Origin of the sequence: Xanthomonas sp. BRIP62418 (assembly GCF_003993495.1) — a bacterium.
GTDB classification, from domain to species: domain Bacteria; phylum Pseudomonadota; class Gammaproteobacteria; order Xanthomonadales; family Xanthomonadaceae; genus Xanthomonas; species Xanthomonas euroxanthea.
Genome location: NZ_QEZG01000041.1, coordinates 202,225 through 221,842 on the forward strand (window position 1 = coordinate 202,225; position 19,618 = coordinate 221,842).

General features: G+C 63.8%; 21 protein-coding genes. 8 read left to right on the plus strand and 13 right to left on the minus strand.

What is annotated here, in order from left to right; translation table 11 throughout:
- Positions 1-45: 45 nt before the first annotated feature.
- Genes EO174_RS15565 through EO174_RS15585 form a run of 5 tightly spaced genes read right to left on the minus strand, consistent with a single transcriptional unit; the run spans position 46 to position 4,687 of the window.
- Positions 46-954, minus strand: coding sequence for a dihydrodipicolinate synthase family protein (locus EO174_RS15565; protein WP_104582093.1), 909 nt, complete (start codon positions 952-954; stop codon positions 46-48).
- Positions 951-2,264: an FAD/NAD(P)-binding oxidoreductase gene (locus tag EO174_RS15570; protein ID WP_126945649.1), complete on the minus strand. Its 1,314-nt coding sequence runs from the start codon at positions 2,262-2,264 to the stop codon at positions 951-953. The genes EO174_RS15565 and EO174_RS15570 overlap by 4 nt, the downstream gene beginning before the upstream one ends.
- Entirely contained in the window at positions 2,257-2,502 is a 246-nt protein-coding gene (locus EO174_RS15575) for a 2Fe-2S iron-sulfur cluster-binding protein (RefSeq protein WP_024937895.1), read from the minus strand. Before EO174_RS15575 ends, EO174_RS15570 begins: the two co-directional genes overlap by 8 nt.
- A complete protein-coding gene (locus tag EO174_RS15580; RefSeq protein WP_126945652.1) occupies positions 2,499-3,749 on the minus strand; it encodes an FAD-dependent oxidoreductase in 1,251 nt (416 codons plus the stop codon). The genes EO174_RS15575 and EO174_RS15580 overlap by 4 nt, the downstream gene beginning before the upstream one ends.
- Positions 3,749-4,687 carry a proline racemase family protein gene (locus EO174_RS15585; RefSeq protein WP_126945655.1) on the minus strand — a complete coding sequence of 313 codons (939 nt, stop codon included), beginning with the start codon at positions 4,685-4,687 and terminating at the stop codon, positions 3,749-3,751. The genes EO174_RS15580 and EO174_RS15585 overlap by 1 nt, the downstream gene beginning before the upstream one ends.
- A gap of 160 nt (positions 4,688-4,847) precedes the next feature.
- Between EO174_RS15585 and EO174_RS15590 the strand changes: the two genes are divergently transcribed.
- The 5 genes from EO174_RS15590 (at position 4,848) to EO174_RS15610 (ending at position 9,120) form a co-directional block, all read left to right on the plus strand.
- Positions 4,848-5,564, plus strand: a complete 717-nt coding sequence (locus EO174_RS15590) for an AraC family transcriptional regulator (RefSeq protein WP_104582088.1) — start codon at positions 4,848-4,850, stop codon at positions 5,562-5,564.
- Between the two features lie 204 nt (positions 5,565-5,768).
- Positions 5,769-7,406, plus strand: coding sequence for a signal recognition particle-docking protein FtsY (gene ftsY / locus EO174_RS15595; protein ID WP_164739125.1), 1,638 nt, complete (start codon positions 5,769-5,771; stop codon positions 7,404-7,406).
- A gap of 72 nt (positions 7,407-7,478) precedes the next feature.
- Positions 7,479-7,670, plus strand: a complete 192-nt coding sequence (locus EO174_RS15600; RefSeq protein WP_241240020.1) for a hypothetical protein — start codon at positions 7,479-7,481, stop codon at positions 7,668-7,670.
- A gap of 75 nt (positions 7,671-7,745) precedes the next feature.
- Positions 7,746-8,819, plus strand: a complete 1,074-nt coding sequence (gene mutY, locus EO174_RS15605; protein WP_126945665.1) for an A/G-specific adenine glycosylase — start codon at positions 7,746-7,748, stop codon at positions 8,817-8,819.
- 22 nt (positions 8,820-8,841) lie between these two features.
- Positions 8,842-9,120: an oxidative damage protection protein gene (locus tag EO174_RS15610; protein WP_104647961.1), complete on the plus strand. Its 279-nt coding sequence runs from the start codon at positions 8,842-8,844 to the stop codon at positions 9,118-9,120.
- 264 nt (positions 9,121-9,384) lie between these two features.
- On the opposite strand, the gene EO174_RS15615 is transcribed toward EO174_RS15610, so the two are convergent.
- Positions 9,385-11,007, minus strand: a complete 1,623-nt coding sequence (locus EO174_RS15615; RefSeq protein WP_126945668.1) for a hybrid sensor histidine kinase/response regulator — start codon at positions 11,005-11,007, stop codon at positions 9,385-9,387.
- A gap of 507 nt (positions 11,008-11,514) precedes the next feature.
- On the opposite strand from EO174_RS15615, the gene EO174_RS15620 reads away from it, so the two are divergent.
- Entirely contained in the window at positions 11,515-12,189 is a 675-nt protein-coding gene (locus EO174_RS15620; RefSeq protein WP_126945671.1) for a methyltransferase domain-containing protein, read from the plus strand.
- Positions 12,190-12,202: 13 nt separating this feature from the next.
- On the opposite strand, the gene EO174_RS15625 is transcribed toward EO174_RS15620, so the two are convergent.
- Together EO174_RS15625 and EO174_RS15630 are read right to left on the minus strand one after the other, a co-directional pair.
- Positions 12,203-12,805, minus strand: a complete 603-nt coding sequence (locus tag EO174_RS15625) for a hypothetical protein (protein ID WP_104647963.1) — start codon at positions 12,803-12,805, stop codon at positions 12,203-12,205.
- Between the two features lie 191 nt (positions 12,806-12,996).
- Complete coding sequence (locus tag EO174_RS15630; RefSeq protein ID WP_104582079.1) at positions 12,997-13,254, minus strand: hypothetical protein; 258 nt, start codon at positions 13,252-13,254, stop codon at positions 12,997-12,999.
- Positions 13,255-13,688: 434 nt separating this feature from the next.
- Here EO174_RS15630 and EO174_RS15640 point away from each other — a divergent pair, with 434 nt between their 5' ends.
- A complete protein-coding gene (locus EO174_RS15640; protein ID WP_126945673.1) occupies positions 13,689-14,153 on the plus strand; it encodes a hypothetical protein in 465 nt (154 codons plus the stop codon).
- 421 nt (positions 14,154-14,574) lie between these two features.
- Here EO174_RS15640 and EO174_RS15650 read toward each other — a convergent pair whose 3' ends face one another.
- Both EO174_RS15650 and EO174_RS15655 read right to left on the minus strand, forming a co-directional pair.
- The gene (locus tag EO174_RS15650) at positions 14,575-15,513 is read right to left on the minus strand and encodes an SOS response-associated peptidase family protein (protein ID WP_126945676.1); all 939 of its coding nucleotides are present in this window, start codon (positions 15,511-15,513) and stop codon (positions 14,575-14,577) included.
- Between the two features lie 9 nt (positions 15,514-15,522).
- On the minus strand, positions 15,523-15,747 hold the full coding sequence (locus tag EO174_RS15655) for a hypothetical protein (RefSeq protein WP_126945679.1): 225 nt from the start codon (positions 15,745-15,747) through the stop codon (positions 15,523-15,525).
- A 59-nt stretch (positions 15,748-15,806) separates the two neighbouring features.
- Between EO174_RS15655 and EO174_RS15660 the strand changes: the two genes are divergently transcribed.
- Positions 15,807-16,010, plus strand: a complete 204-nt coding sequence (locus EO174_RS15660; protein ID WP_126945682.1) for a hypothetical protein — start codon at positions 15,807-15,809, stop codon at positions 16,008-16,010.
- Positions 16,011-16,026: 16 nt separating this feature from the next.
- Here the strand turns inward: EO174_RS15660 and EO174_RS15665 are convergent, their stop codons facing one another.
- From EO174_RS15665 to EO174_RS15675, 3 genes are read right to left on the minus strand one after another with little or no spacing between them, the layout of a single operon-like run.
- Positions 16,027-17,067, minus strand: coding sequence for an O-methyltransferase (locus EO174_RS15665; RefSeq protein ID WP_126945685.1), 1,041 nt, complete (start codon positions 17,065-17,067; stop codon positions 16,027-16,029).
- Positions 17,064-18,395, minus strand: coding sequence for an ATP-binding protein (locus EO174_RS15670; protein WP_126945688.1), 1,332 nt, complete (start codon positions 18,393-18,395; stop codon positions 17,064-17,066). The genes EO174_RS15665 and EO174_RS15670 overlap by 4 nt, the downstream gene beginning before the upstream one ends.
- 10 nt (positions 18,396-18,405) lie before the next feature.
- On the minus strand, positions 18,406-19,512 hold the full coding sequence (locus EO174_RS15675; protein ID WP_126945691.1) for a DNA cytosine methyltransferase: 1,107 nt from the start codon (positions 19,510-19,512) through the stop codon (positions 18,406-18,408).
- Positions 19,513-19,618: the final 106 nt, after the last annotated feature.

The window sequence follows — 19,618 nt, forward strand, 5'->3', positions numbered from 1 at the left end:
TCCGTGCGCGTCGCGTATCCAGGGACGTGCGGCGAGACCTCATCGTCAGGACAGTGTGGGCGCAGTGGCGATGGCGTGATCGATGACCTTGAGCGCCGCTTCGCGTTCGGCACCGTCGACCACCAGCCGCGGGGCGCGCACGCGCTCGCTGCCCAGGCCCACCTTTTCCTGCACCAGTTTGATCAACTGCACGAACTTGGGCACGGTATCCAGGCGCAGCAGCGGCAGGAACCAGTCGTAGAGTTCCTTGGCCGCCGGGTAGCCGCCATCGCGCGCGAGTTCGAACAGGCGCACCGATTCCTTCGGGTAGGCGTTGACCAGCCCGGCAATCCAGCCCTTGGCGCCCATGCTCAGGCCTTCGACGATGGCATCGTCCATGCCGACCAGCAGCGCCAGGCGGTCGCCCAGCAATTCCTGCAGCGCGGCGAAGCGGCGCACATCGCCCGAGGACTCCTTCACTGCCTGCAGGTTGGGGAATTCGGCGGCCAGCTCGGCAATCTGGGCCGGGCCGAAGTCGGTCTTGTAGGCCACCGGGTTGTTGTACAGGATCACCGGCAGGTCGGTCGCGGCGATCACCGCGCGCACATGCGCGCCCATCTCGCGCCAGTCGGTGGAGTAGACGTAGGGCGGCAACACCATCAGCCCGCCGCAACCGAGCTCCTTGGCCGCCTTGGCCAGCGCCACCGCCTCACCGGTGGCCAGGCTGGCGATGCCCGGCACCACCGGCACGCGGCCGTTCAATGCGCTGATCAGCGTCTTGAGCACGGCGATCTTGTCCTCCACGCTCAAGGTAGCCGCTTCGCCCAGCGAACCCAGCGGCACGATCGCGGTGCAGCCGGCGTCCACCAGTTGATTGGCGTGCTTGCCCAGGAAGGCGTGGTCGATCTCGCCGGAGGCGGTGAACGGGGTGGTGATGGCCGGCAACACGCCGTGCCAGAACGCAGCAATACTCATGGATGATTCCCTTGCGAGTCGGAAGTGAACGGGTCGGCCAGCGCCGCGAGGCGGACCGGGAACAACGGCGGCCGGCGGCCGGCGTCGGTGGAAAGCGCGGGCGGGCAGCGCCCCAGTTCGGCCAGCGCGGTGCCGCAGATGCGGCCCTGGCAGGCGCCCATGCCGCAGCGCGAAGCGAGCTTGGCGTCGCGTGCATCGTCGAAGTTGTCCAGCGCAGCCAGCGGCACGTCTTCGCAGCGGCATACCAGCGTGTCGGGCCGGGCCAGCGTGCGGATGCGTGGATCAAGAGCGAATTGCTGTTGCACTAATTCGGCAAACGCACGCGCGGCACGCCGCCGCGGCTGCAGCCGCAGCGCGGCGTCCGGTGCGTCGGCAGCCATATGCCCGGCCATCGCACCTTCGACCAGCGCGCAATCGCGCCCGCCGATGCCGCAGGCTTCGCCCGCCGCAAACACCTGGGGCACGCTGGTGCGCAGCAGCGCATCCACCTGCACCTGTTGATGCGCGCCGCATGCGTCCAGCCGGCAGCCGAGCAGCTGTGCAAGCTCGGTGTTCGGCACCAGGCCATAGCCCACCGCCAAGTGATCGCAGGCGATACGGACGCGACCGGCAGGGCCTTCGATGTCGATCTCGCGCAGTTGCGTGTCGCCGTGCGCGGCAACCACGATGCTGCCGGCGCGATAGGCCACCGCGCGCAATTGCAGGCGCAACGCCACCGCCTGCGCCGCCTTGCCCGGCCAGCGCCACAGCTGCAGCGCAAACTGCCGCAACGCGGCTGCCGACGTCTGTTCGTGAATACCGAGCACCCGTGCGCCATGCCGTTGCAGCGTGGCCGCACTGGCCAGCAGCAGCGGGCCGCTGCCGGCGACGACCACGCGCGTGCCGGCCAGCGGCCAGCCCTGTTTGGCCAGCGCCTGCGCCGCGCCGGCGCCGGTCACGCCGGGCAAGGTCCAGCCGGGGAACGGCAGCAGCAGTTCGCGTGCGCCGGTGGCCAGTACCAGGGCGGCGTAATGCAGCTGCAGGGAACCGTCCGGGCCATCGGCCAACAGCCAGCCCGGCTGCGCCAGCAGGATCTGCGTGCGCGTCAGCAGCGTGATCGACGCAGCGCCCTGCACCTGCTGCAACAGCGTGCGCGCATCGGCGGGCGCGCCATGCAGCAGGTCGCTGCGCCACACCTGCCCGCCGGCACGCGGCTGCATGTCGACCACGCCCACGCGCATGCCATGACTGGCCGCGGCCTGCGCCGCCGCCAGGCCGGCCGGGCCGGCGCCGATCACCAGCACATCGAAATGCTGCACCCGCTCAGCCATCGGTGCGTACCTGCATGCCGTCGCGCGCATCCACCAGGCAGGCACGTTGCTGGCCGATGCCGTCGATGCGCACCCGGCATTCGAAACACACGCCCATGCCGCACAACGGCGCGCGCGGCTGGCCGCTGCACGATTGCCGGAACTGCAGCGTCGCCTGCGCCACCGCCGCGGCCACGCTGGCGCCGGCCGGCACTTCGACCGCTTGCGCATCCACGTGCAGGCGCACCGTCGCGCTCATGCGGCGGCACCGTGCACGGCGCGTGCCGGTGCGTACGGGCTGGGGTCGATGGCCGGCGTGCGCCCGAGCAGGCTGTCCACGATCACCCGGGCGCTCCCCAGCGCCGTGGTGACGCCCAGCCCCTCGTGACCGGCGGCCACCCAGACATCGCGCCGCCCGGGCACCGCCCCGAGATACGGGCGCCCGTCCGGGGTCGCCGGGCGCAGCCCGGCCCACACCCGGATCGCCTGCAACTCGCGCAGCACCGGCAGGTACGCGAAGGCGCGCTGCAGCATCTGCTGCAGCACCGGCAGCGACAGCGCGCGGTCGTGCTCGCCGAACTGGCGCGAGGAACCGATCAGGATCTGCCCGGTCGGCCGCGGCTGCACATTGAACGCCACGCTGGTGGCGTCGGCGCCATGCGCCGAATCGGCATAGCCCAGTTCCAGTAGCTGATGCCGGATCAAACCAGGATGCCGGTCGGTGATGACCAGATGGCCCTTGCGCGGGCGCAGCGCCAGCTCGGGCAACAGCTGCGGCAAGGCCACGCCGCTGGCGACCAGTACCGGCCCCGCCAACAGCTGGCCATCGTCCAGACGCACCCCCTGCGCCTGCAACTGCTCCACCCTGCGGCCGGCAAACAGCTGCGCGCCGGCCTTGCAGGCCAGGCTCACCAGATGCCGCGCCACCCGCGGCGGATACACCACGGCCTCGCCGGGCACGCGCATGCCGCCGGCCAGGCCCGGCACCAGGTGCGGCTCCAGCGCATACAACTGGCTGGCAGCGATGGCATCGGCCTGCAGACCGGCCGCCGCCAGCCGCGCGATCTTGGCCGGCACCGCCGCCAGTTCACGCGCATCGCGCGCCACCCACAGCGTGCCGCAGCGGCTGAACTCGGCTTCGCTTAGTTGTGCGAACCGCTCCCACAGCCGCAGCGAGTACGCCGACAACGCCAGCTCGGCCGGGTCGTCGTCCATCGCCACCAGGTGCCCCATCGCCGCGGCGGTGGAACCGCCGCCGATCGGCCCCGGCTCGACGATCGCCACCCGCAGCCCTTCGCCGGCCGCCGCCTCGGCGCAGGCCGCCCCGACGATGCCCGCGCCCACCACGATCAGGTCGTAACTGCGTCGCGTACCGGCAGCGGCCGGCACGTTGCGGGTGTCGGTGGCTGGCGCATCCGCGGCGGCCAGCGACGCATCGGGCAAGCGGGCGGCCGCGGCAGACGCTGCGCCGGCGTGTCCCTCCTGCGCGCGCAGCTGCTCGTCCATCAGGCCACGATGCCCCAGGCGAACGGGTCGGCCGGGTCGATCAGCAGCTGCGTGCGTGCGGTGATGTAGGCCTGCCCGCTGATGCGTGGCGCAATGCCACGCCCGCTGAGGCGATAGCTGCCTTCGAAGGCGCTGCCCAGGATGCCTTGCTGCACCCAGCGCTCGCCTTCGGCCAGCTTGCCGTCGGCGGCCAGGCAGGCCAGCTTGGCGCTGGTGCCGGTACCGCACGGCGAGCGGTCGTAGGCCAGGCCCGGGCACAGCACGAAGTTGCGCGCCACGCCGCTGCCGTCGGGTGCGGCGCCGTTGACTTCGATGTGGTCGATCTCGCCACCGGCCTCGCCGGTGATGCCGGCCGCTTCCAGCGCCAGCCGGATCGCCTCGGTGTAGGCGGTCAGTTCGCGCTGATGCGCCAGCTCCAGCGCACACGGCGCCTGCCCGGTGATGAAGAACCAGTTGCCGCCCCAGGCCACATCGCCGCGTACCGGCCCGTGACCGGGCACGTCCACCTCCACGTCGGTCGCGACGCGATAGCTGTCGACATTGTCCACCGACACCGTGCCGTCTTCGGCCAGTTCCACGCCCACCGTGCCGACCGGCGTCTCGATGCGGTGCCGGCCCGGCGCGATGCGCCCCAGCTCGGCCAGCGTGCGCACCACCCCGATGGTGCCGTGCCCGCACATGCCCAGGTAGCCGACGTTGTTGAAGAAGATCACCCCGGTGCAGGCGCCGGGGTCGCGGGCCGGCAGCAGCAAGGCGCCGACCATGGTGTCCGAGCCGCGCGGTTCGCAGGCGATCGCGCTGCGCCACGGGTCGAAATCACGGCGAAACCGCTCGCGGCATTGCGCCAGATCGCCATCGCCCAGGTCGGGGAAGCCGGAGAGGACCACGCGGGTGGGTTCGCCGGCCGTATGGGAGTCGATGACGTCGATCGTGTGCATGGCTCATGCTCCCACTGCCGGCTGGCAGGCGACTAGCGTCCAATGCGAGTTGCAAATGCGGAAATCCGCACAATCGACAAGCCGATTCACGGCCCCGCGTTTGCGCTAGGATCCATACAGGGCCGCGCCTTTCGTGCAGCCGTCAATCGTGACCTCCACCATGACGCCGATGGACCTCAACCTTCCCGCGCTGGAAATGCAGACGCTGTTCGATGCGCTGCCGGACGTGGTGTTCTTCATCAAGGACAGCGAGGGCCGCTACACCCATTGCAACCTGACGCTGGTGCGCCGGCTCGGACGCAAACTGCGCAGCGACATCATCGGCAGCTCGCCGCTGGAAGTGTTCCCGCTGCCGCTGGGCGGCAGCTACATGATGCAGGACCGCCGCGTGCTGTGTGGCGAGCTCATCGACAACCAGTTGGAGGTGCATCTGTATCCCAACCGCCTGCCCGGCTGGTGCCTGACCTTCAAGCGCCCGCTTTGCGAGGCCAATGAGGTGATCGGCGTGGTCGGCATTTCGCGCGACCTGGGCCAGCCCGACAGCCGGCACTCGGCGTACGAGCGCCTGAGCCAGGTGATGGATCACATGCAGGCCAACTTCGGCGACAACCTGCGCGTGCAGAGCCTGGCCGACCTGGCCGGCCTGTCGGTGGCGCAGCTGGAGCGGCATTTCCGCCGCGTCTTCCAGGTGACCCCGCAGCAATTGCTGACCAAGCTGCGTATCGAATCGGCGATGCGGCTGCTGTACGGCGACGACAGCATCGCCAGCATCGGGCAACGTTGCGGCTTTGCCGACCAGAGCGCGTTCGCGCGTCAGTTCAAGGCAACCGTCGGCATGACCCCGCGCGATTACCGTGCGCTCAAGGGCCAGCTGTAGGCACGCAGACACGCGCCGGCACATCGCTGCCACAAATGCCGAATTCGGCAGCATCGACGGTGCTGTGGCAATGCGGTTTGCCTGGGTGGTTGCGGCGCTGTCGCAGCGCGCATGGCAGTGCCGGCCAAGGCCGCGCTGAAGGGCGCGTCAAGGCGAACCAGGACCCGGATGATAGAATTTCGGGTTTCCCCTACTGCGTTGCCAATGGCCAGCTTTTTCCGCCGTAACAAGCCAACCACGCCCGACAGCGCGCGTACCTCGCGCTATAGCCTGGAAGAACTGGCAGCCGCATTCCCCACCGCGCCCTCCGCTGCCACCCCGGCGTCGCCGGTCGAGGCAATGCCCACTGCCGAACCCGGCGCGGCGGCAACGACGGCATCGCCTGCGCCTGCCGCACCCGTTAGCAGCGAACCGGTAGCGCCAACGCCGGCCGCAACGCCGCCCGCCGCCGCACCGGCCGAACAGCATGCGCAGGACATCGCCGCGCGGGCCGGTCAGGCGCAGAGCGTTGCCGCAGTCCCCAGCGCACCCACACCGCCGGCAACACCAGCGCCTTCGGCCCTGCAGGCGCTGCCCGATCCGATGCCCGCTGCCACGCCCAGCCCCACCACGGCAGTGGTGGTGCCGCCGGTAGTCGTACAGCCACAGAGCGCGCCCCTGCCACCGGCAGCTACGCCGGCACCGACGCCGTCGCAACATGCCACGCCCGCAGTCGCACCGCCGACCGGCGTGCCCGCTGCCACGCCCGCCGTCGTTGCGCCTGCCGCCACACCCGCTGCGCCCGCAGCGACGCCGGTCGTCGCCCCGCCGCCCGCGGCCGCCCCCATTGTGGTCGCCCCGGCCGTGATCAGCGCCCCAGTGCCGGCCAGTTCCGACAACGACAGCATCGTCGGCCAGCGCGATGCGCTACCGGCCGCCCCGGCCGGCAAACCGGGCTGGCGCGATCGCCTGCGCAACAGCAGCTTCGCGCGCAGTTTCGGCGGTCTGTTCTCGCGCAACCCCAAGCTCGACGACGACCTGCTCGACGAGATCGAAACCGCGCTGATCACCGCCGACGTTGGCATCGGCGCCACCACCGCCCTGGTCGAAGGGCTGCGCAAGCGCATGAAGTCGCGCGAGTTCGTCGATGCGCAGGCGATGTTCAAGGCCTTGCGCGCCGATCTCATCGCGCTGCTGCAGCCGGTTTCCAAGCCGCTGGTCATCGACCGCGCGGCCAAGCCCTTCGTGGTGCTCACCGTCGGCGTCAACGGCGTCGGCAAGACCACCACCATCGGCAAGCTGGCCAAGCGCTTCAAGGACGACGGCAACAGCCTGATGCTGGCAGCCGGCGACACCTTCCGCGCCGCCGCGGTGGCGCAGCTGCAGGCCTGGGGCGATCGCAACGGCGTGGCCGTGATTGCGCAGGGGCAAAACGCCGACGCCGCCTCGGTGGCGTTCGACGCCCTGCAGGCCGCCAAGGCGCGCGGCACCGAGGTCTTGATCGCCGACACCGCCGGCCGCCTGCACACCCAGACCGGGCTGATGAACGAGCTGGGCAAGATCCGCCGCGTACTCGGCAAGATCGATGCCGCCGCGCCGCACGAAGTGCTGATGGTCATCGACGGCACCACCGGGCAGAACGCCATTTCGCAGCTGCGTCAGTTCCATGCCGCGGTCGGCGTCACCGGCCTGGTCGTGACCAAGCTCGATGGCACCGCCAAGGGCGGCGTAGTGTTCGCCCTGGCCCGCGAGTTCAATATTCCGATCCGCTTCGCCGGCATCGGCGAACGCCCGGAAGACCTGCGTGTGTTCGACCCGGTCGCCTTCGTCGATGCCCTGTTGCCGGAAGCCTTGGGCAGCTGAGTGGAACGCGCCTGCCCGCATCTGCAGCCGCTATGCAGCCAGGCGCTGCAGGCAGGCTGCACGGTGCGGCAGATGTCGGGCGACTGGTCGCGTGCCAAACGTGTACTGGAGTTTGCCCAACCCCTGCCGGCGGCGCTGCGCAGACAGGCCCGCGCCACTCCCGCGGCGGTCTACTACCATGCACCGGCCGCGCCGCACGGCCCTGGCGATGAAGGCGTTTTCTGCGAACAGCGCCTGGCCGGACTGGCCTTTCCGCTGCACTGAGCGGCACCGGCGCAGCACAAGCCGCCGGCCCGGCCCCGCCCTGAAGCCCTTTGCCCTCCATCGCCAGCAGAACCTATGCCAGCCGACCACGCCACTGCCACCGCTGACGCTTTCGTCGACCGCCTGCTGCACTGGTTCGACGGCCACGGCCGCCACGACCTGCCCTGGCAGCATCCACGTGCGCCGTACCGGGTGTGGCTGTCGGAAATCATGCTGCAGCAGACCCAGGTCGCGGTGGTCATTCCGTATTTCCAGAAGTTCGTCGCCCGCTTTCCGACCCTGGCCGATCTGGCCGCAGCCGACAACGACAGCGTGATGGCGCATTGGGCCGGGCTGGGCTACTACGCACGCGCACGCAATCTGCACGCGGCCGCCAAACAATGCCTGGCCCTGCACGATGGCGAACTGCCACGCGATGTCGATGCCTTGCTCGCCTTGCCCGGCATCGGCCGCAGCACTGCGGGCGCGATCCTCAGCCAGGCCTGGAACGACCGCTTCGCGATCATGGACGGCAACGTCAAGCGCGTGCTGACGCGCTTCCACGGCATCGCCGGCTATCCCGGCCTGCCGATGATCGAAAAACAGTTATGGCAGCTGGCCACGACGCATGTGGCGCACGTGCCGGCCGGCCGCCTGGCCGACTACACGCAGGCGCAGATGGATTTCGGCGCCACGCTATGTACGCGCGCCAGACCGGCCTGCGTGCTGTGCCCGCTGCAGGACGCTTGCGCCGCGCGCCGCGATGGCCTGGTGGACGCACTGCCCACGCCCAAGCCCGGCAAGGCATTGCCCGAGCGCGAAGCCACCGCCTTGCTGCTGGAAAACGCGGACAGGCAGATCCTGCTGCAGCGCCGCCCGCCAACCGGCATCTGGGCCTCGCTGTGGACGCTGCCGCAGGCCGAGACCGATGGCGGCATGCGCGCCTGGTTCGCGGCACATATCGACGGCAACTACGACCGCGCCGACGAAATGCCGCTGATCGTGCACACCTTCAGCCATTACCGCCTGCATCTGCAGCCCTTGCGCATCCGCAAGGTCGCGCTGCGCCCGGTGGTACGCGACAATGACGATCTGCGCTGGGTCGCCCGCGCCGATCTCGCATCGCTGGGCTTGCCGGCGCCGATCCGCAAACTGCTCGACGCCCTCTAGGCGCGCACTCAAAGGAATCCGCATGTCCCGCACCGTGTTCTGCCAGTACCAGCAATGCGACACCGAAGGCCTGGATTTTGTGCCGTATCCCGGCGAGCTCGGCCAGCGCGTGTTCGCGCAGATCGGCAAGAGCGCATGGCAGGCGTGGCTGGCGCATCAGACCATGCTGATCAACGAGAACCGGCTCTCGCCACGCGACCCCAAGCACCGCGCGTTTCTCGAGGCCGAGTTGCAGAAGTTCCTGTTCGAGCGCAATGCCGACAAGCCCGACGGCTATGTCGCGCCGATGCGCGAAGAGTAAGCGCACCAGGACTCGCCGCCGCCCACCGACGACTGCGCTCGTGCCGGGCAGGGCCGGCCGGTGCATGGCATCGGCGTGCATCGCGTGTGCCTTGCGGATCCTGCGCCGTTTACCCAAGCAGAAGGATTGCTCGCTACAACTGGCTGACCGTTCCTGAGCGGGATACGCCTGGCGCAGCGCATCCCCGGCAGTGCAGCGACACTGCACGATCGCCGACCAGCTGCAACCGACATCCGGGCACCGCGATGCCCGGATGCGCGCAGCTCAGCCGACGCCGGTGGGTCCATCCAGCAGCATGCGGATCCGCTTGAGCAGTTCCTTCTGCGTGTACGGCTTGTTGACGACGTCAAATTCCGCACCGCCGACGTCGGTGCGCTCGATGCTGGCATCGGCATAGCCGGTGGTCAGCAGGACCTTGACCCTGGGCAGCATGCGCCGCGCCTCGCGTGCCAGCACCACGCCATTCATGCCGCCGGGCATGATCAGATCGGTAAACACTGCGTCCACCTCCGGATGCTGTTCCAGCACCTCGACCGCCTCCCGTCCGCTGGCTGCGGTCAGGATGCGGTAACCGGCATCTTCCAGGAACATCTGCGCCACCACCGCCACATCCGGCTTGTCTTCCACGATCAGGATGGTCTCGCTGCCGCCCTTGTCGATCGCGCGGCCCTTGGCCGCCTGCAGCTCGTTCTCGAACTCGCTGGAAGCGGGAAAGTACAGCCGCACCGTAGTGCCCTCGCCCACTTCGCTGGAGATGCGCACGGTGCCGCCGGATTGCTTGACGAAGCCGTACACCATCGACAGGCCCAGGCCTGTGCCCTGCCCTTCGTCCTTGGTGGTGAAGAACGGCTCCATGACCCGGCTGGCGACATCCGGCGGCATGCCCGAACCGGTATCGCTCACCGCAAGGCTCACATAACGGCCCGGTGCCAGCTGGTGATACATCGCCAGATCGTGGCTGGTGATTTCCACATTCTGCGTCTGCACCGTGACCTGCTTGCGCTCGACCTGCGCCATCGCATCGCGCGCGTTGATCAACACGTTCAACAACGCCACTTCGGCCTGCGTGGTATCGATCTGGCAATTCCACAGCCGCTCGTCCAGCGACTGCTGCATGGTGATGCCGCCGCCCAGCACGCGCTCGGCCATGTTGTTCATGCCCGACACCAGACCGTTGAGGTTCACCACCCGCCCGCGCAACTTCTGCTTGCGCGAAAACGCCAGCAGTTGCTGCGTGAGCGTGGCCGCCTTGGCGGCTGCCGCAGCCGCGTGCTCGGCACTGAAGGCGATGCGCTGCGCGTTGTCGCCGCCCTTGTTGGCCATCATCTGGATCACTTCCAGGTGGCCGGCCATCACCTGCAACAGATTGTTGAAATCGTGCGCAATGCCGCCGGTCAGCTGCCCCAGCGCTTCCATCTTCTGCGCCTGGCGCAAGGCGTCCTCGGCATCGCGGCGACGGCTCACATCCAGCTGCGAGCCGAAGAAATACACCAGACGGCCGCTCTCGTCGAACACTGGCGAAACGAACAGCGCATTCCAGAACGACGAACCGTCCTTGCGGTAATTCAGCACTTCGGTGGCGAATTCGCGCCGGTTTTCGATCGATTCGCGGACATCGTCGATGCTGGAGCGGTCGGTCTCCGGCCCCTGCAGGAAGCGGCAGTTGTTGCCGATGATCTCCTCTGCCGAATACCCGGTCATTTCCAGGAATGCGCGGTTGGCGAACACGATCGGATTGTCCGGCAGGTGCGGGTCGGTCACCGTCATCGGCATCCGCGTGGTCTCCACCGCCGCAAAGAAGATATCCGAGCGATGTTTCTCGACCGGAAGACTGCGTGATTCGCCGATGTGAGGCGCCCGTGGCTCTCCGTACCCAGGATCGTTCAAGTGCATGTTCTCCGCGGGGCCATTCCCGTGGCGACAGTCTAGTTGGGGCCGGTGAGCTGATCCCTCACATCCATGAGCCTTTCCCGTACGGCCGCGCCCGCCGACGCAACCCAACCCGCCTGACGCAGCACGTGCCGATGCGGCGCCTGCGTTGACACCACGTCGATGCCCGCCGCAGCGGCCACCAGCAGCCCCGTGCCCGCATCGCCGGCACATCCAGCCATGGTCCGTGCACGGCCCGGTCAACCGACGAAACGCGATGGCGCCCACCGCCGCAGGCACCGGCGTGCAGGCACGCGCGCAGCTGTGAGCCATTGCCTGCGCCGTCGCTTGCCGAAAGCAGGTTAATGGTGGCGCGACAGGCCGTCCGTGGCAGGCAGGCGCATCGGCGGTTTTGCCGTAGCATGCGGAGGCAGCAAGCAGCTCCTGCGCTTCATTCGGCCGTTCTGGCGCCGTTGCGCGCGTCCTTCCAGCCAGCGCAGGTTCTGGCGACCATGCGATGCCACCATGCCGGGCTACCAGACCCAGATTCACGAATTGACCTTCGGGCAACTGACCTACGTCATCCGCGCACTTGCCGATAAGCAGCAATACGCCGATCCGGACGAGAGTGCGTCCGATGCGGGCATCTCTTCGGCGCAATGGAGCCTGTTCGGACAGGTCTGGCCTGCGGGTCGACTGCTGGCCGAAGCGATGGCCACGCGCCCGATCGACGGCAAGCGCATTCTCGAACTCGGTTGCGGCCTGGGGCTGGCCAGCCTGGTGTTGCGCAGGCGCGGCGCCGACGTGGTCGCCAGCGACCATCACCCGCTGGCCGAGGTGTTTCTGGCGTACAACGCTGCGCTCAACTCGCTGGACTCGGTGCCGTATCGCCGGCTCGACTGGGACGCCGGCGCGCTGAACATGGGCCGGTTCGACATGATCATCGCCAGCGACGTGCTCTACGAGAGCCGCCACGCCACCATGCTGGCCACCCTGATCCCTGCGTTGGCCAAGCCCTCGTGCGAGATCGTCATCAGCGACCCGGGCCGCGGCAATGCCAACGCGCTCTCGCGCATGCTGGCGGACATCGGGTTTTCGCTGGTCGCCGGCGAGCGCCAGGCCGCCGCCCAGGTGGCCAAGGCGCCGCGACTGTTCGTCTACCGGCGCAACATGGACAACTGGTGGCCGGCAGGCGGCTAAGCGGCCTGCCGCTTCACTCGACTGCAGGGTTATAGGCAGACAGGGCGATCGGCTTGCGCGGATCGGCCTTGATCTCCTTGTGCTCGCTCATGCGCAGCGCGTCGGCATCGGGCGAGTCGTCCGAGTTCATCTCCCAGCCTTCCAGCACACGCTTGTGGAAGAACACCCCGCCACGCGCACGGTCATAGCGGAACGTGATGTAGTCGGTCCAGTGCTGGCCGCAGGCCACGCCATTTTGCACGGTGAAGTAGGCGCCCTTGGCCACCAGGCCGTCTTCGCCATCCAGAAACGGATCGCACTGCCCGCCTTCGTCGGCCTTGAAGATCACCCGCGTATTGCGCCCGGCGATCGCAAAGCCGCCATCGGCGGTCGCCATCACGACCAGCAGGGTTCGCGCCGGCGCCGGGGCGCCGTCTGCCTTGCGTGCATCTTCTGTGGCGGCGCGCAGGGCCACCACATAATCCGGCCGCCCATCTCCGCTCAGATCCGCCTCGGCAAGGCCGATGACCGTTTGCCCGGACGGCAGCAGCCTGGACGCAGCAGCAGGCAGCGTCGCTGCGCCGCACGGCGCAACGGCTGCCAGTGTCAGGGCCAACCACCAGTATCGCGTTGTCATTGCCGTTCCTTCATGTGCATGGGACGCCAGCATACGCGGCGATCCAGCTCGGCCGGCCGGTGGTGCACTGCGTGAGATCGCGTCTGCATGGGCGATTGCAGTCCATTGCATCACACCGGCACTCAATCGCATGGCCGCCGGCTCGATGATGCGAACACGTCTGCCGCACTGCCGGCGCCGGACGTCAGACGTCAGCGGCGATATTCCTTCGGGTCCAGAAACTCGGCCAGGCAGGAGCCCACACGCAGCGCCTGCTCGCGCGCATCACCGCGGTATTCGCCCTGCCCCGCACCTTCGATCGTGGCGATCGGCGAGGCGCGGTCGCGGTGATACACGAACGCCGTCGACGACCACTGCGTCTGTCCAGGGGCCTGACTTTCCATCGTTTCCACGCGGAACTCACCGCAGTACCCGTGAATCAACGTGCGTCGAAGTGTTTTGTGCGTCATGCGCGGAAGTATCGCCACGTGCAGTTGAAGACGACGTGGAAAAAACCGCCGCGACCCGGCCGGGCGCGCGCAAATGCAGTCATTTCCTTTACTCCCCCCCGGCGCACGCTGCCGGGCCTCCTTGGGGACGCAACCGGCAGCGCCCGGACGCTGGCGTGACAGCGCAGAGCGACACGGCAATTCGTCCAGCCGCATGCGACAGGTCTGCCGGCAGACGCAGCACATCCACCTGCAGCAATCGCTGCAACGTGGCATCAATAAAAACGGGAGGAGATTGCACATCCGGCGATTGCCGGGAAGCCTTGCGATCGAAGGCTTGGAAATGGTGGCCGAGGACGGAATCGAACCGCCGACACGGGGATTTTCAATCCCGAACCGCAAATCTAAGTAACTGATCCCTAAGCCTTTCTCTGAGTCACTTGGAGAAAGCGCGAATGAAACAGAAGGCTCTGACGCGGCATGAAAAGCTGGCACTGGTGCAAATTTGGCTCAAGCTTTTGGCATGGGCCTGCGCCGTTTGGATCACACCAGCAAACGCCGATCCACGGGTGACGCAGCTGTCAGTCGAACTCTCTCAACCAGGGGAGACGATGGATGCCTTCATCCTCCGCATAGCACCAAGGCTGAACAAATTCACAGCGAACCTGCGCGCAGAAGTCTGCGGAACAATTCGCACAGAGCAAGGTCGGCATGCTGTGGTTATCCGCACCTACCATGACCGGTACAGCTGCTTCGTTGAGCGCGACGGGCTGCCATACGTGCACACGCATCCAAGTCTGTTGAAAGACTGCTGGACGTTCAGCCTGGAGGATTGGAAGCGGCCCGGCTACCTTGTCACTGAGATAGGAGTGCGCTACCAAGACACTCGGCGCTCTAGAAAAGTCAAGCCAAGACGCTAAACCGCTGCAGCTGACCGGCAGCCCTCGTCCATTTGGCAGGACAGCGCGGTGAGCGACTACTTTGCTATGGTTCGCGCGAACTCTGCCGCAACCTCGAAAGCCTGAACGATCGGCAACGTGCGCGGCGCGGGTACGAGCGGGCTTCCGGGGATTGGAAGAAACACGTCGGCATAGTGCTGCTCCCCGCGGTGTACTGATGCAACTACAACCGCGCCACTAGGCCCTACATTCAGCACGTCCCAACGATCGCGATCGGTGCGATCTCCTATCACGGGGTTGTGCCAATTCATACGGTTGGGTAGATCTGGCAGCGTAATGCCTGCTGGAGCAATGACATTCGGCTCCTGAGATCGCCGGAGAGCGGCGCGGTGCGCAGATCGGGATGGCATGGCTTATCTATCCTGTTGGTGGCTGTTGCTGGTCACGCTGCTAGCCGATGCTCGTAGTACGGGTGCCGCTTGTCGTCGAAAATCGCCTGCAGCGCCTGAAGGTTGGCCGGATCCGGATTGAGCCAGGCGTCGACGTGCTCGGGCTTGATGTTGATGATGGTCCGATCGTGTCCCACTGCGGCCACCTCGGGCTCCGGCTCGTCGGTGATGGCGGCGAAGCTCAGCAGGTCCGGCTGCTCGCCGGCGGGATCTGTCCAGCGGGACCACAGGCAGGCCACCAGCATTGGCTCGCGGTCGCTTGGCTGGAACTGCACCACGCGATTTTTGCCGTCCGGCCCTTCCACGTTCTCGTAGAACCTGCCGACGACCAGCAGGCCGTGGGTATAGCCGAACTGCTCGCGCCAGAACCCCTGAAGGCTGTCCCGCCGGGCGTTGTAGGTGCCCGGGTATTTCGTGTCGTAGATCGGCGGCTTGCCGGCCGGACGGCACTGGTACCGCATCGGCTTGATGACGCGCTGGGCGCCCTCGGAGATGATCACCGGCGCGTAGTAGCCGGGGAAGATGCGGTAATCCCGCGCCTTTGGTTCGGTCCGCTGCAGGTCAGCGATGCGGCCCTTGATCTGCTCGATCTTGGTCGTGGCGATGCGCTGGTCGTTCGCCGCCTTCTTGGTCGGCTTGGCGCTGGCCAGCACCCGCTCTGCATCTGCCAGGCGTCGGGCCTGCTTGAACAGTTCCTGTTCCAGGGCCTGCGTGTCCTCGGCGTCCCATACGGCAAGCTCTGCGGCGATCGCGGCCACGCCGCCCTCCCCGCCCGCGCGAAATGCATCGTCCATTGCCTTCGGGGTCTTGGGCCGCTTCTCCGCCTCGCCCTGCCGAAGCCACAGCTTGGAGAACTCCTCGATCGACATGATCGCCCCGAAGTTGCGCACCAGCTTTCGGTAGTCGGCCTGGATCTCAGCGGAGTAGCACATGGCGGACCCTCAGCAGTCGCGGTCGCTGTTCTCCAGGCCATGCCAGGCCAGGATCTCATCGAGCCGCCGGGAGACGAATTGGGCATCCTCCCCCGTGACGGCACCGTCGCCGACGACATCCGCCATGCCGGCAAACGCTTGCCAGAAGTGGCAACGGTCGGGGCTGTTTGCCAGCAGCGCCGGCACGGCCGCGTCCAGGTTGTCGAGGTGGGTTCGAAGCTGGGATCTGTCCATGCCCGCAGTATCGGCAGCACCGTCTCAGGGCGTGAGACAGGTGGCCGTAGACTGCTGGCATGGAGACCACCACCCCCAGCCTCTTCGAACAGCTGCAGCAACGGCTGGTGGCCGCGTCCGAGCCGCTAGAGGTCCTCAATCAGTTCGAGGCGGAGCTGCTATTTGCCTTTCCTAGTGAGGCAACGGCAGTTGTTGAGTTGGTCGCGTCGTGGGGCCATCGCCTCGGCGTGCTCACTCGCGAGGATCTAGATGGATTTATCTAGGATCTAAACCGTTACGCTAATAACTAGCTTCCATGAACAGCGGAAACTGCCGATAAAACTTTCTATATTTTTCCACCTCGGCTACTTCGAGCCTCACTCCTTCTGAGATAACTGCTTGTTCGTATTCCTCCACCGAAAGCGAGTTAGGCAGATGACGATCTAATGTAATTTTTTCCCTCAACGTCACTGGAGCCAAATCCATCACACAATATTTAACGTCCGATTTCTCATCCGACAGTCCTGTATGAGCCTTGAACATCTCATCCCACTTTTTACGGCTCGCCTCAGAGATTATTGCGCCCCCCACTGTCACCATGTCCGCGTTGTCCTTGTGGTGCATTAAGAACAAAGGCTTGAAACCAAATTCTCCATCAGCGTCTTTGCGAGCGAGTGAAACCACGGTATGCCACATATAATTAAGGATATAAGACCCTAAAAATCTCGGAAAGTCATTATCACTTACATCTCCTGTAGGACCAGGAGCACTTGCAGCATCCAAAAACTCTTTCGGAGCAGAGCTGATACCCAAAAAGGCAGCGACGACGCCGGCTCCGTTCCGCGAAGAAGTCGAGCCAGAAACAAACGACGTTGGCTTGGGCCGATAGGTGCCTCGAGCGCCATTAACAGTTACAGCAACAATGGAATCTCTAGCCGATTTCTGCAATAAGGTAGATAGATCTAAAACCACTGACTCGTTCAAACGGCCGTCATAATCAAGCCAAGCAACCAAAGGGCGGGTCCACAACGCTGCGTTGACTCTATTTTCAAGAACTTCGCCACTCTCACCACCGATAACCTTGATGGTAGAAAACGGGCGATTAAATTCCGCTCTTGCCGCATGAGGCTCATGCTCAATAGATATCATGTCATCAAGATGAAGAAGTCTGTGAGCAATTTTAAAATCGTTGAACCACATCGAACCGAACCCAAGGTACCACTGAGCAGAAAGCTTGAATTCTTTTTTTGCAGAATAAACGACATCAAAAAAGAGCTTTCGTTCAATTGCCTTGTTAGTTCGCAACACGTAGTCAAAACGCTGGAAAGATGGCGCGCTCATTGACCCATTTCCACAGCTTTATAGTATTCAAAGGTGTACGCCCCCAGATCCTTGAGTGACATCCCAGCATTACCAATATGATCTTTAACGGCTTCCACCTCTTTCCGATCTCGCTTATAAGCAATATTTACAAGATCCGGGCGCTGAACCACGTCGACTCTGGGCAAAAGCAGAGGTTGAGCGACAACTAGCGTGCCGATGTCCACCTTCTTGCTACTGCTTTCCGCAGTACGCGCTTTATCGGGATCAGACTTGCGCCTATTTGTGTACTCCATAAATAATCTGGAGACATTTTTCATTTTAACTAATGCACGTCTGTACAAAGCATTAGACACGTCCAGTTCACGCTTAGTCGTAGTCCACGGAAGCGCCCGCTGGTCGGACGTTTCGAAAAACAAATACCCTGCAAAGCCGTTGTACTGAGGATGCCAGACATTGAAGCCATCCACGCCCCAAATAGTTTTCTCTGTTTTGTCCGCAGCCAAGACCACGCGGCCATTACAAATTACGAACCAGCCGAACTGCTCTACTTTGTCTGGCCTGAGATCATCCGGAATATCACCAGGAAGCTCTTCAGCCAAACCAGCAAGTATTCTTACGCGGACACCTGCATCGTCATAAGACTCAACGAACGGCCTTAACTCGTCCGACTGCTTCAAAACATATTTGTACGCCGGGACCAACGTATTGTTAACGCGGATTCTAAGCCCCTGTGCAATAAAGAAAGCGTAGTCTCTGGCAACATCGCGAATAAACTGCGTTTCGAATGAAGGGTCGTTAAGAATACTGCTGACCCCCGCATTCAGCGATTGAACCTCAATTTTCGATCCCTTCTGCTCAACCACAGGAATATCGACATAGTCAAAATCCCAATCAACTGATTTTTCCCACTCCGCAACGTCAATTATTACCTGGAACGATGCATCACTAGCGTGGCTTGTCACCCGGCACATCTGCCCCAGTTTGAAAATGGCACGCTTCATACCTATACCGTAAAGACCAATCCCCCCCTTAGTCTCTGCGGGCGCATCTATTCTTCGGCCAAAGTGGAAAGCGTAATCAATAGCATCACTCAGGCGGATACCTCCGCAATTGTCTTCTATCGAAAAAAAATCATTCCGCCAAGCTAAATTGATTTCATAACTAGCAAGACTTTGTTTATCACCCGGCATATGGCCACGCCGGGCTCCGTCTATAGAGTTGTCTAGCAGATCAAATATGCAGTCCCTTAGAGAAATATCGCGAGTTATCATAGTGACAAAAAAATCCTTTGTTGCATTCGCATGTATCTTCCTAACTGCCACCTGAGAACTCGCTTCATTATTCATTTTTTTCCACCTAATCCATAGCTCTATGTATTGACGCCAATATTGATTCAGCAACTATCGGGCTAACGCTATTTCCTATTTGTCGAAATGCATGCCACTTTGTTGGATGGAATTGGAACCAATCGGGAAAGCCCTGTAAACGAGCTGCCTCTCGCGGTGAAATCACCCGCGGAGAGGAAGGATGAAGTGGCCTAAGCGCTTGGTGGCTTCCTCTATCTGGCCCTGTACCAGCCCGCAAAGTCGGACAATAGCCATCCCTATCCAATCGGTAGCACTTTGATATTGGATCCGTCTTTCCCGGCTTAACTAGGGAAAACCTGCGAACCGACTCGCTCGAATGAACTGTCCCCAAAAATCCAGAAACAAGGCGCTCTTGCTTGAGTTTTATAATGGATTCCTGATCGCCCACGCCCACAGGGATCACGCCTTTGAGCCGCTGCTCGAATTCTCCAGCATCCCACTCTGCTACTTTTCTCCAACCAGAGATTTCGTTAGACCAAGATGAACGAATGGCAGGCAGCCCCCTAAGAGCCCTCCCCACTCTAACGTCCTCTTTTTCTTCTGGTAAAAAATTCGCTTCGCTGAGATTACCCACACAATCTGGATCATACCCAACAAAGAATACCCGCGTTCTAATTGTAGGAGCGCCATAATCAGACGCTTTCACCAGGATCGGCTTTAGCAACCTATATCGTTTTGGAACCTGCGAGAGGGCTTCTGCTAGCACCCCTGAATTTCTTACCTTCAATATCCCGGGGACATTTTCTGCAACAAAGAACGAAGGCCCCACCTCGCTGACCAATCTAAAAAAATGGCTGAACAACTGATTTCTTGGATCGCTGGCGCTTTTCTTTCCTATGTCGCTAAAGCCTTGACAAGGGGGACCGCCGATAATCCCAAGATCGCTACCATTCACAACACCAGCTGATTCCAGAATTTCCGCAGCCCTGACCTCAGCAATATCAGCTTTAATGTGCCGGCTCGATGGAAAATTTTTACCATGGTACGCAATTGCATTAGCATCCCACTCATATGCTGCTTTTACATCAAAACCAGCACGAGCAGCGCCGAGCGACAGTCCGCCGACGCCCGCAAAGAGATCTACAACCTTTCTCATGCTAGATTTTGGCACTTTGATTAGACACTCAAATATATCCGTTCGAGATCACTGAAAATTTAGCATCCACAACCAAGCGGTAGGTTGCTATTGCAGAGGTCGCAGG

Bases quoted from the DNA above. Each gene is read 5' to 3' on its own strand.
- EO174_RS15565 (WP_104582093.1), bottom strand. From the start codon at position 954: ATGAGTATTGCTGCGTTCTGGCACGGCGTGTTGCCGGCCATCACCACC.
- EO174_RS15570 (WP_126945649.1), bottom strand. From the start codon at position 2,264: ATGGCTGAGCGGGTGCAGCATTTCGATGTGCTGGTGATCGGCGCCGGC.
- EO174_RS15575 (WP_024937895.1), bottom strand. From the start codon at position 2,502: ATGAGCGCGACGGTGCGCCTGCACGTGGATGCGCAAGCGGTCGAAGTG.
- EO174_RS15580 (WP_126945652.1), bottom strand. From the start codon at position 3,749: ATGGACGAGCAGCTGCGCGCGCAGGAGGGACACGCCGGCGCAGCGTCT.
- EO174_RS15585 (WP_126945655.1), bottom strand. From the start codon at position 4,687: ATGCACACGATCGACGTCATCGACTCCCATACGGCCGGCGAACCCACC.
- EO174_RS15590 (WP_104582088.1), top strand. From the start codon at position 4,848: ATGACGCCGATGGACCTCAACCTTCCCGCGCTGGAAATGCAGACGCTG.
- ftsY (WP_164739125.1), top strand. From the start codon at position 5,769: ATGGCCAGCTTTTTCCGCCGTAACAAGCCAACCACGCCCGACAGCGCG.
- EO174_RS15600 (WP_241240020.1), top strand. From the start codon at position 7,479: ATGTCGGGCGACTGGTCGCGTGCCAAACGTGTACTGGAGTTTGCCCAA.
- mutY (WP_126945665.1), top strand. From the start codon at position 7,746: ATGCCAGCCGACCACGCCACTGCCACCGCTGACGCTTTCGTCGACCGC.
- EO174_RS15610 (WP_104647961.1), top strand. From the start codon at position 8,842: ATGTCCCGCACCGTGTTCTGCCAGTACCAGCAATGCGACACCGAAGGC.
- EO174_RS15620 (WP_126945671.1), top strand. From the start codon at position 11,515: ATGCCGGGCTACCAGACCCAGATTCACGAATTGACCTTCGGGCAACTG.
- EO174_RS15625 (WP_104647963.1), bottom strand. From the start codon at position 12,805: ATGACAACGCGATACTGGTGGTTGGCCCTGACACTGGCAGCCGTTGCG.
- EO174_RS15630 (WP_104582079.1), bottom strand. From the start codon at position 13,254: ATGACGCACAAAACACTTCGACGCACGTTGATTCACGGGTACTGCGGT.
- EO174_RS15640 (WP_126945673.1), top strand. From the start codon at position 13,689: ATGAAACAGAAGGCTCTGACGCGGCATGAAAAGCTGGCACTGGTGCAA.
- EO174_RS15650 (WP_126945676.1), bottom strand. From the start codon at position 15,513: ATGTGCTACTCCGCTGAGATCCAGGCCGACTACCGAAAGCTGGTGCGC.
- EO174_RS15655 (WP_126945679.1), bottom strand. From the start codon at position 15,747: ATGGACAGATCCCAGCTTCGAACCCACCTCGACAACCTGGACGCGGCC.
- EO174_RS15660 (WP_126945682.1), top strand. From the start codon at position 15,807: ATGGAGACCACCACCCCCAGCCTCTTCGAACAGCTGCAGCAACGGCTG.
- EO174_RS15665 (WP_126945685.1), bottom strand. From the start codon at position 17,067: ATGAGCGCGCCATCTTTCCAGCGTTTTGACTACGTGTTGCGAACTAAC.
- EO174_RS15670 (WP_126945688.1), bottom strand. From the start codon at position 18,395: ATGAATAATGAAGCGAGTTCTCAGGTGGCAGTTAGGAAGATACATGCG.
- EO174_RS15675 (WP_126945691.1), bottom strand. From the start codon at position 19,512: ATGAGAAAGGTTGTAGATCTCTTTGCGGGCGTCGGCGGACTGTCGCTC.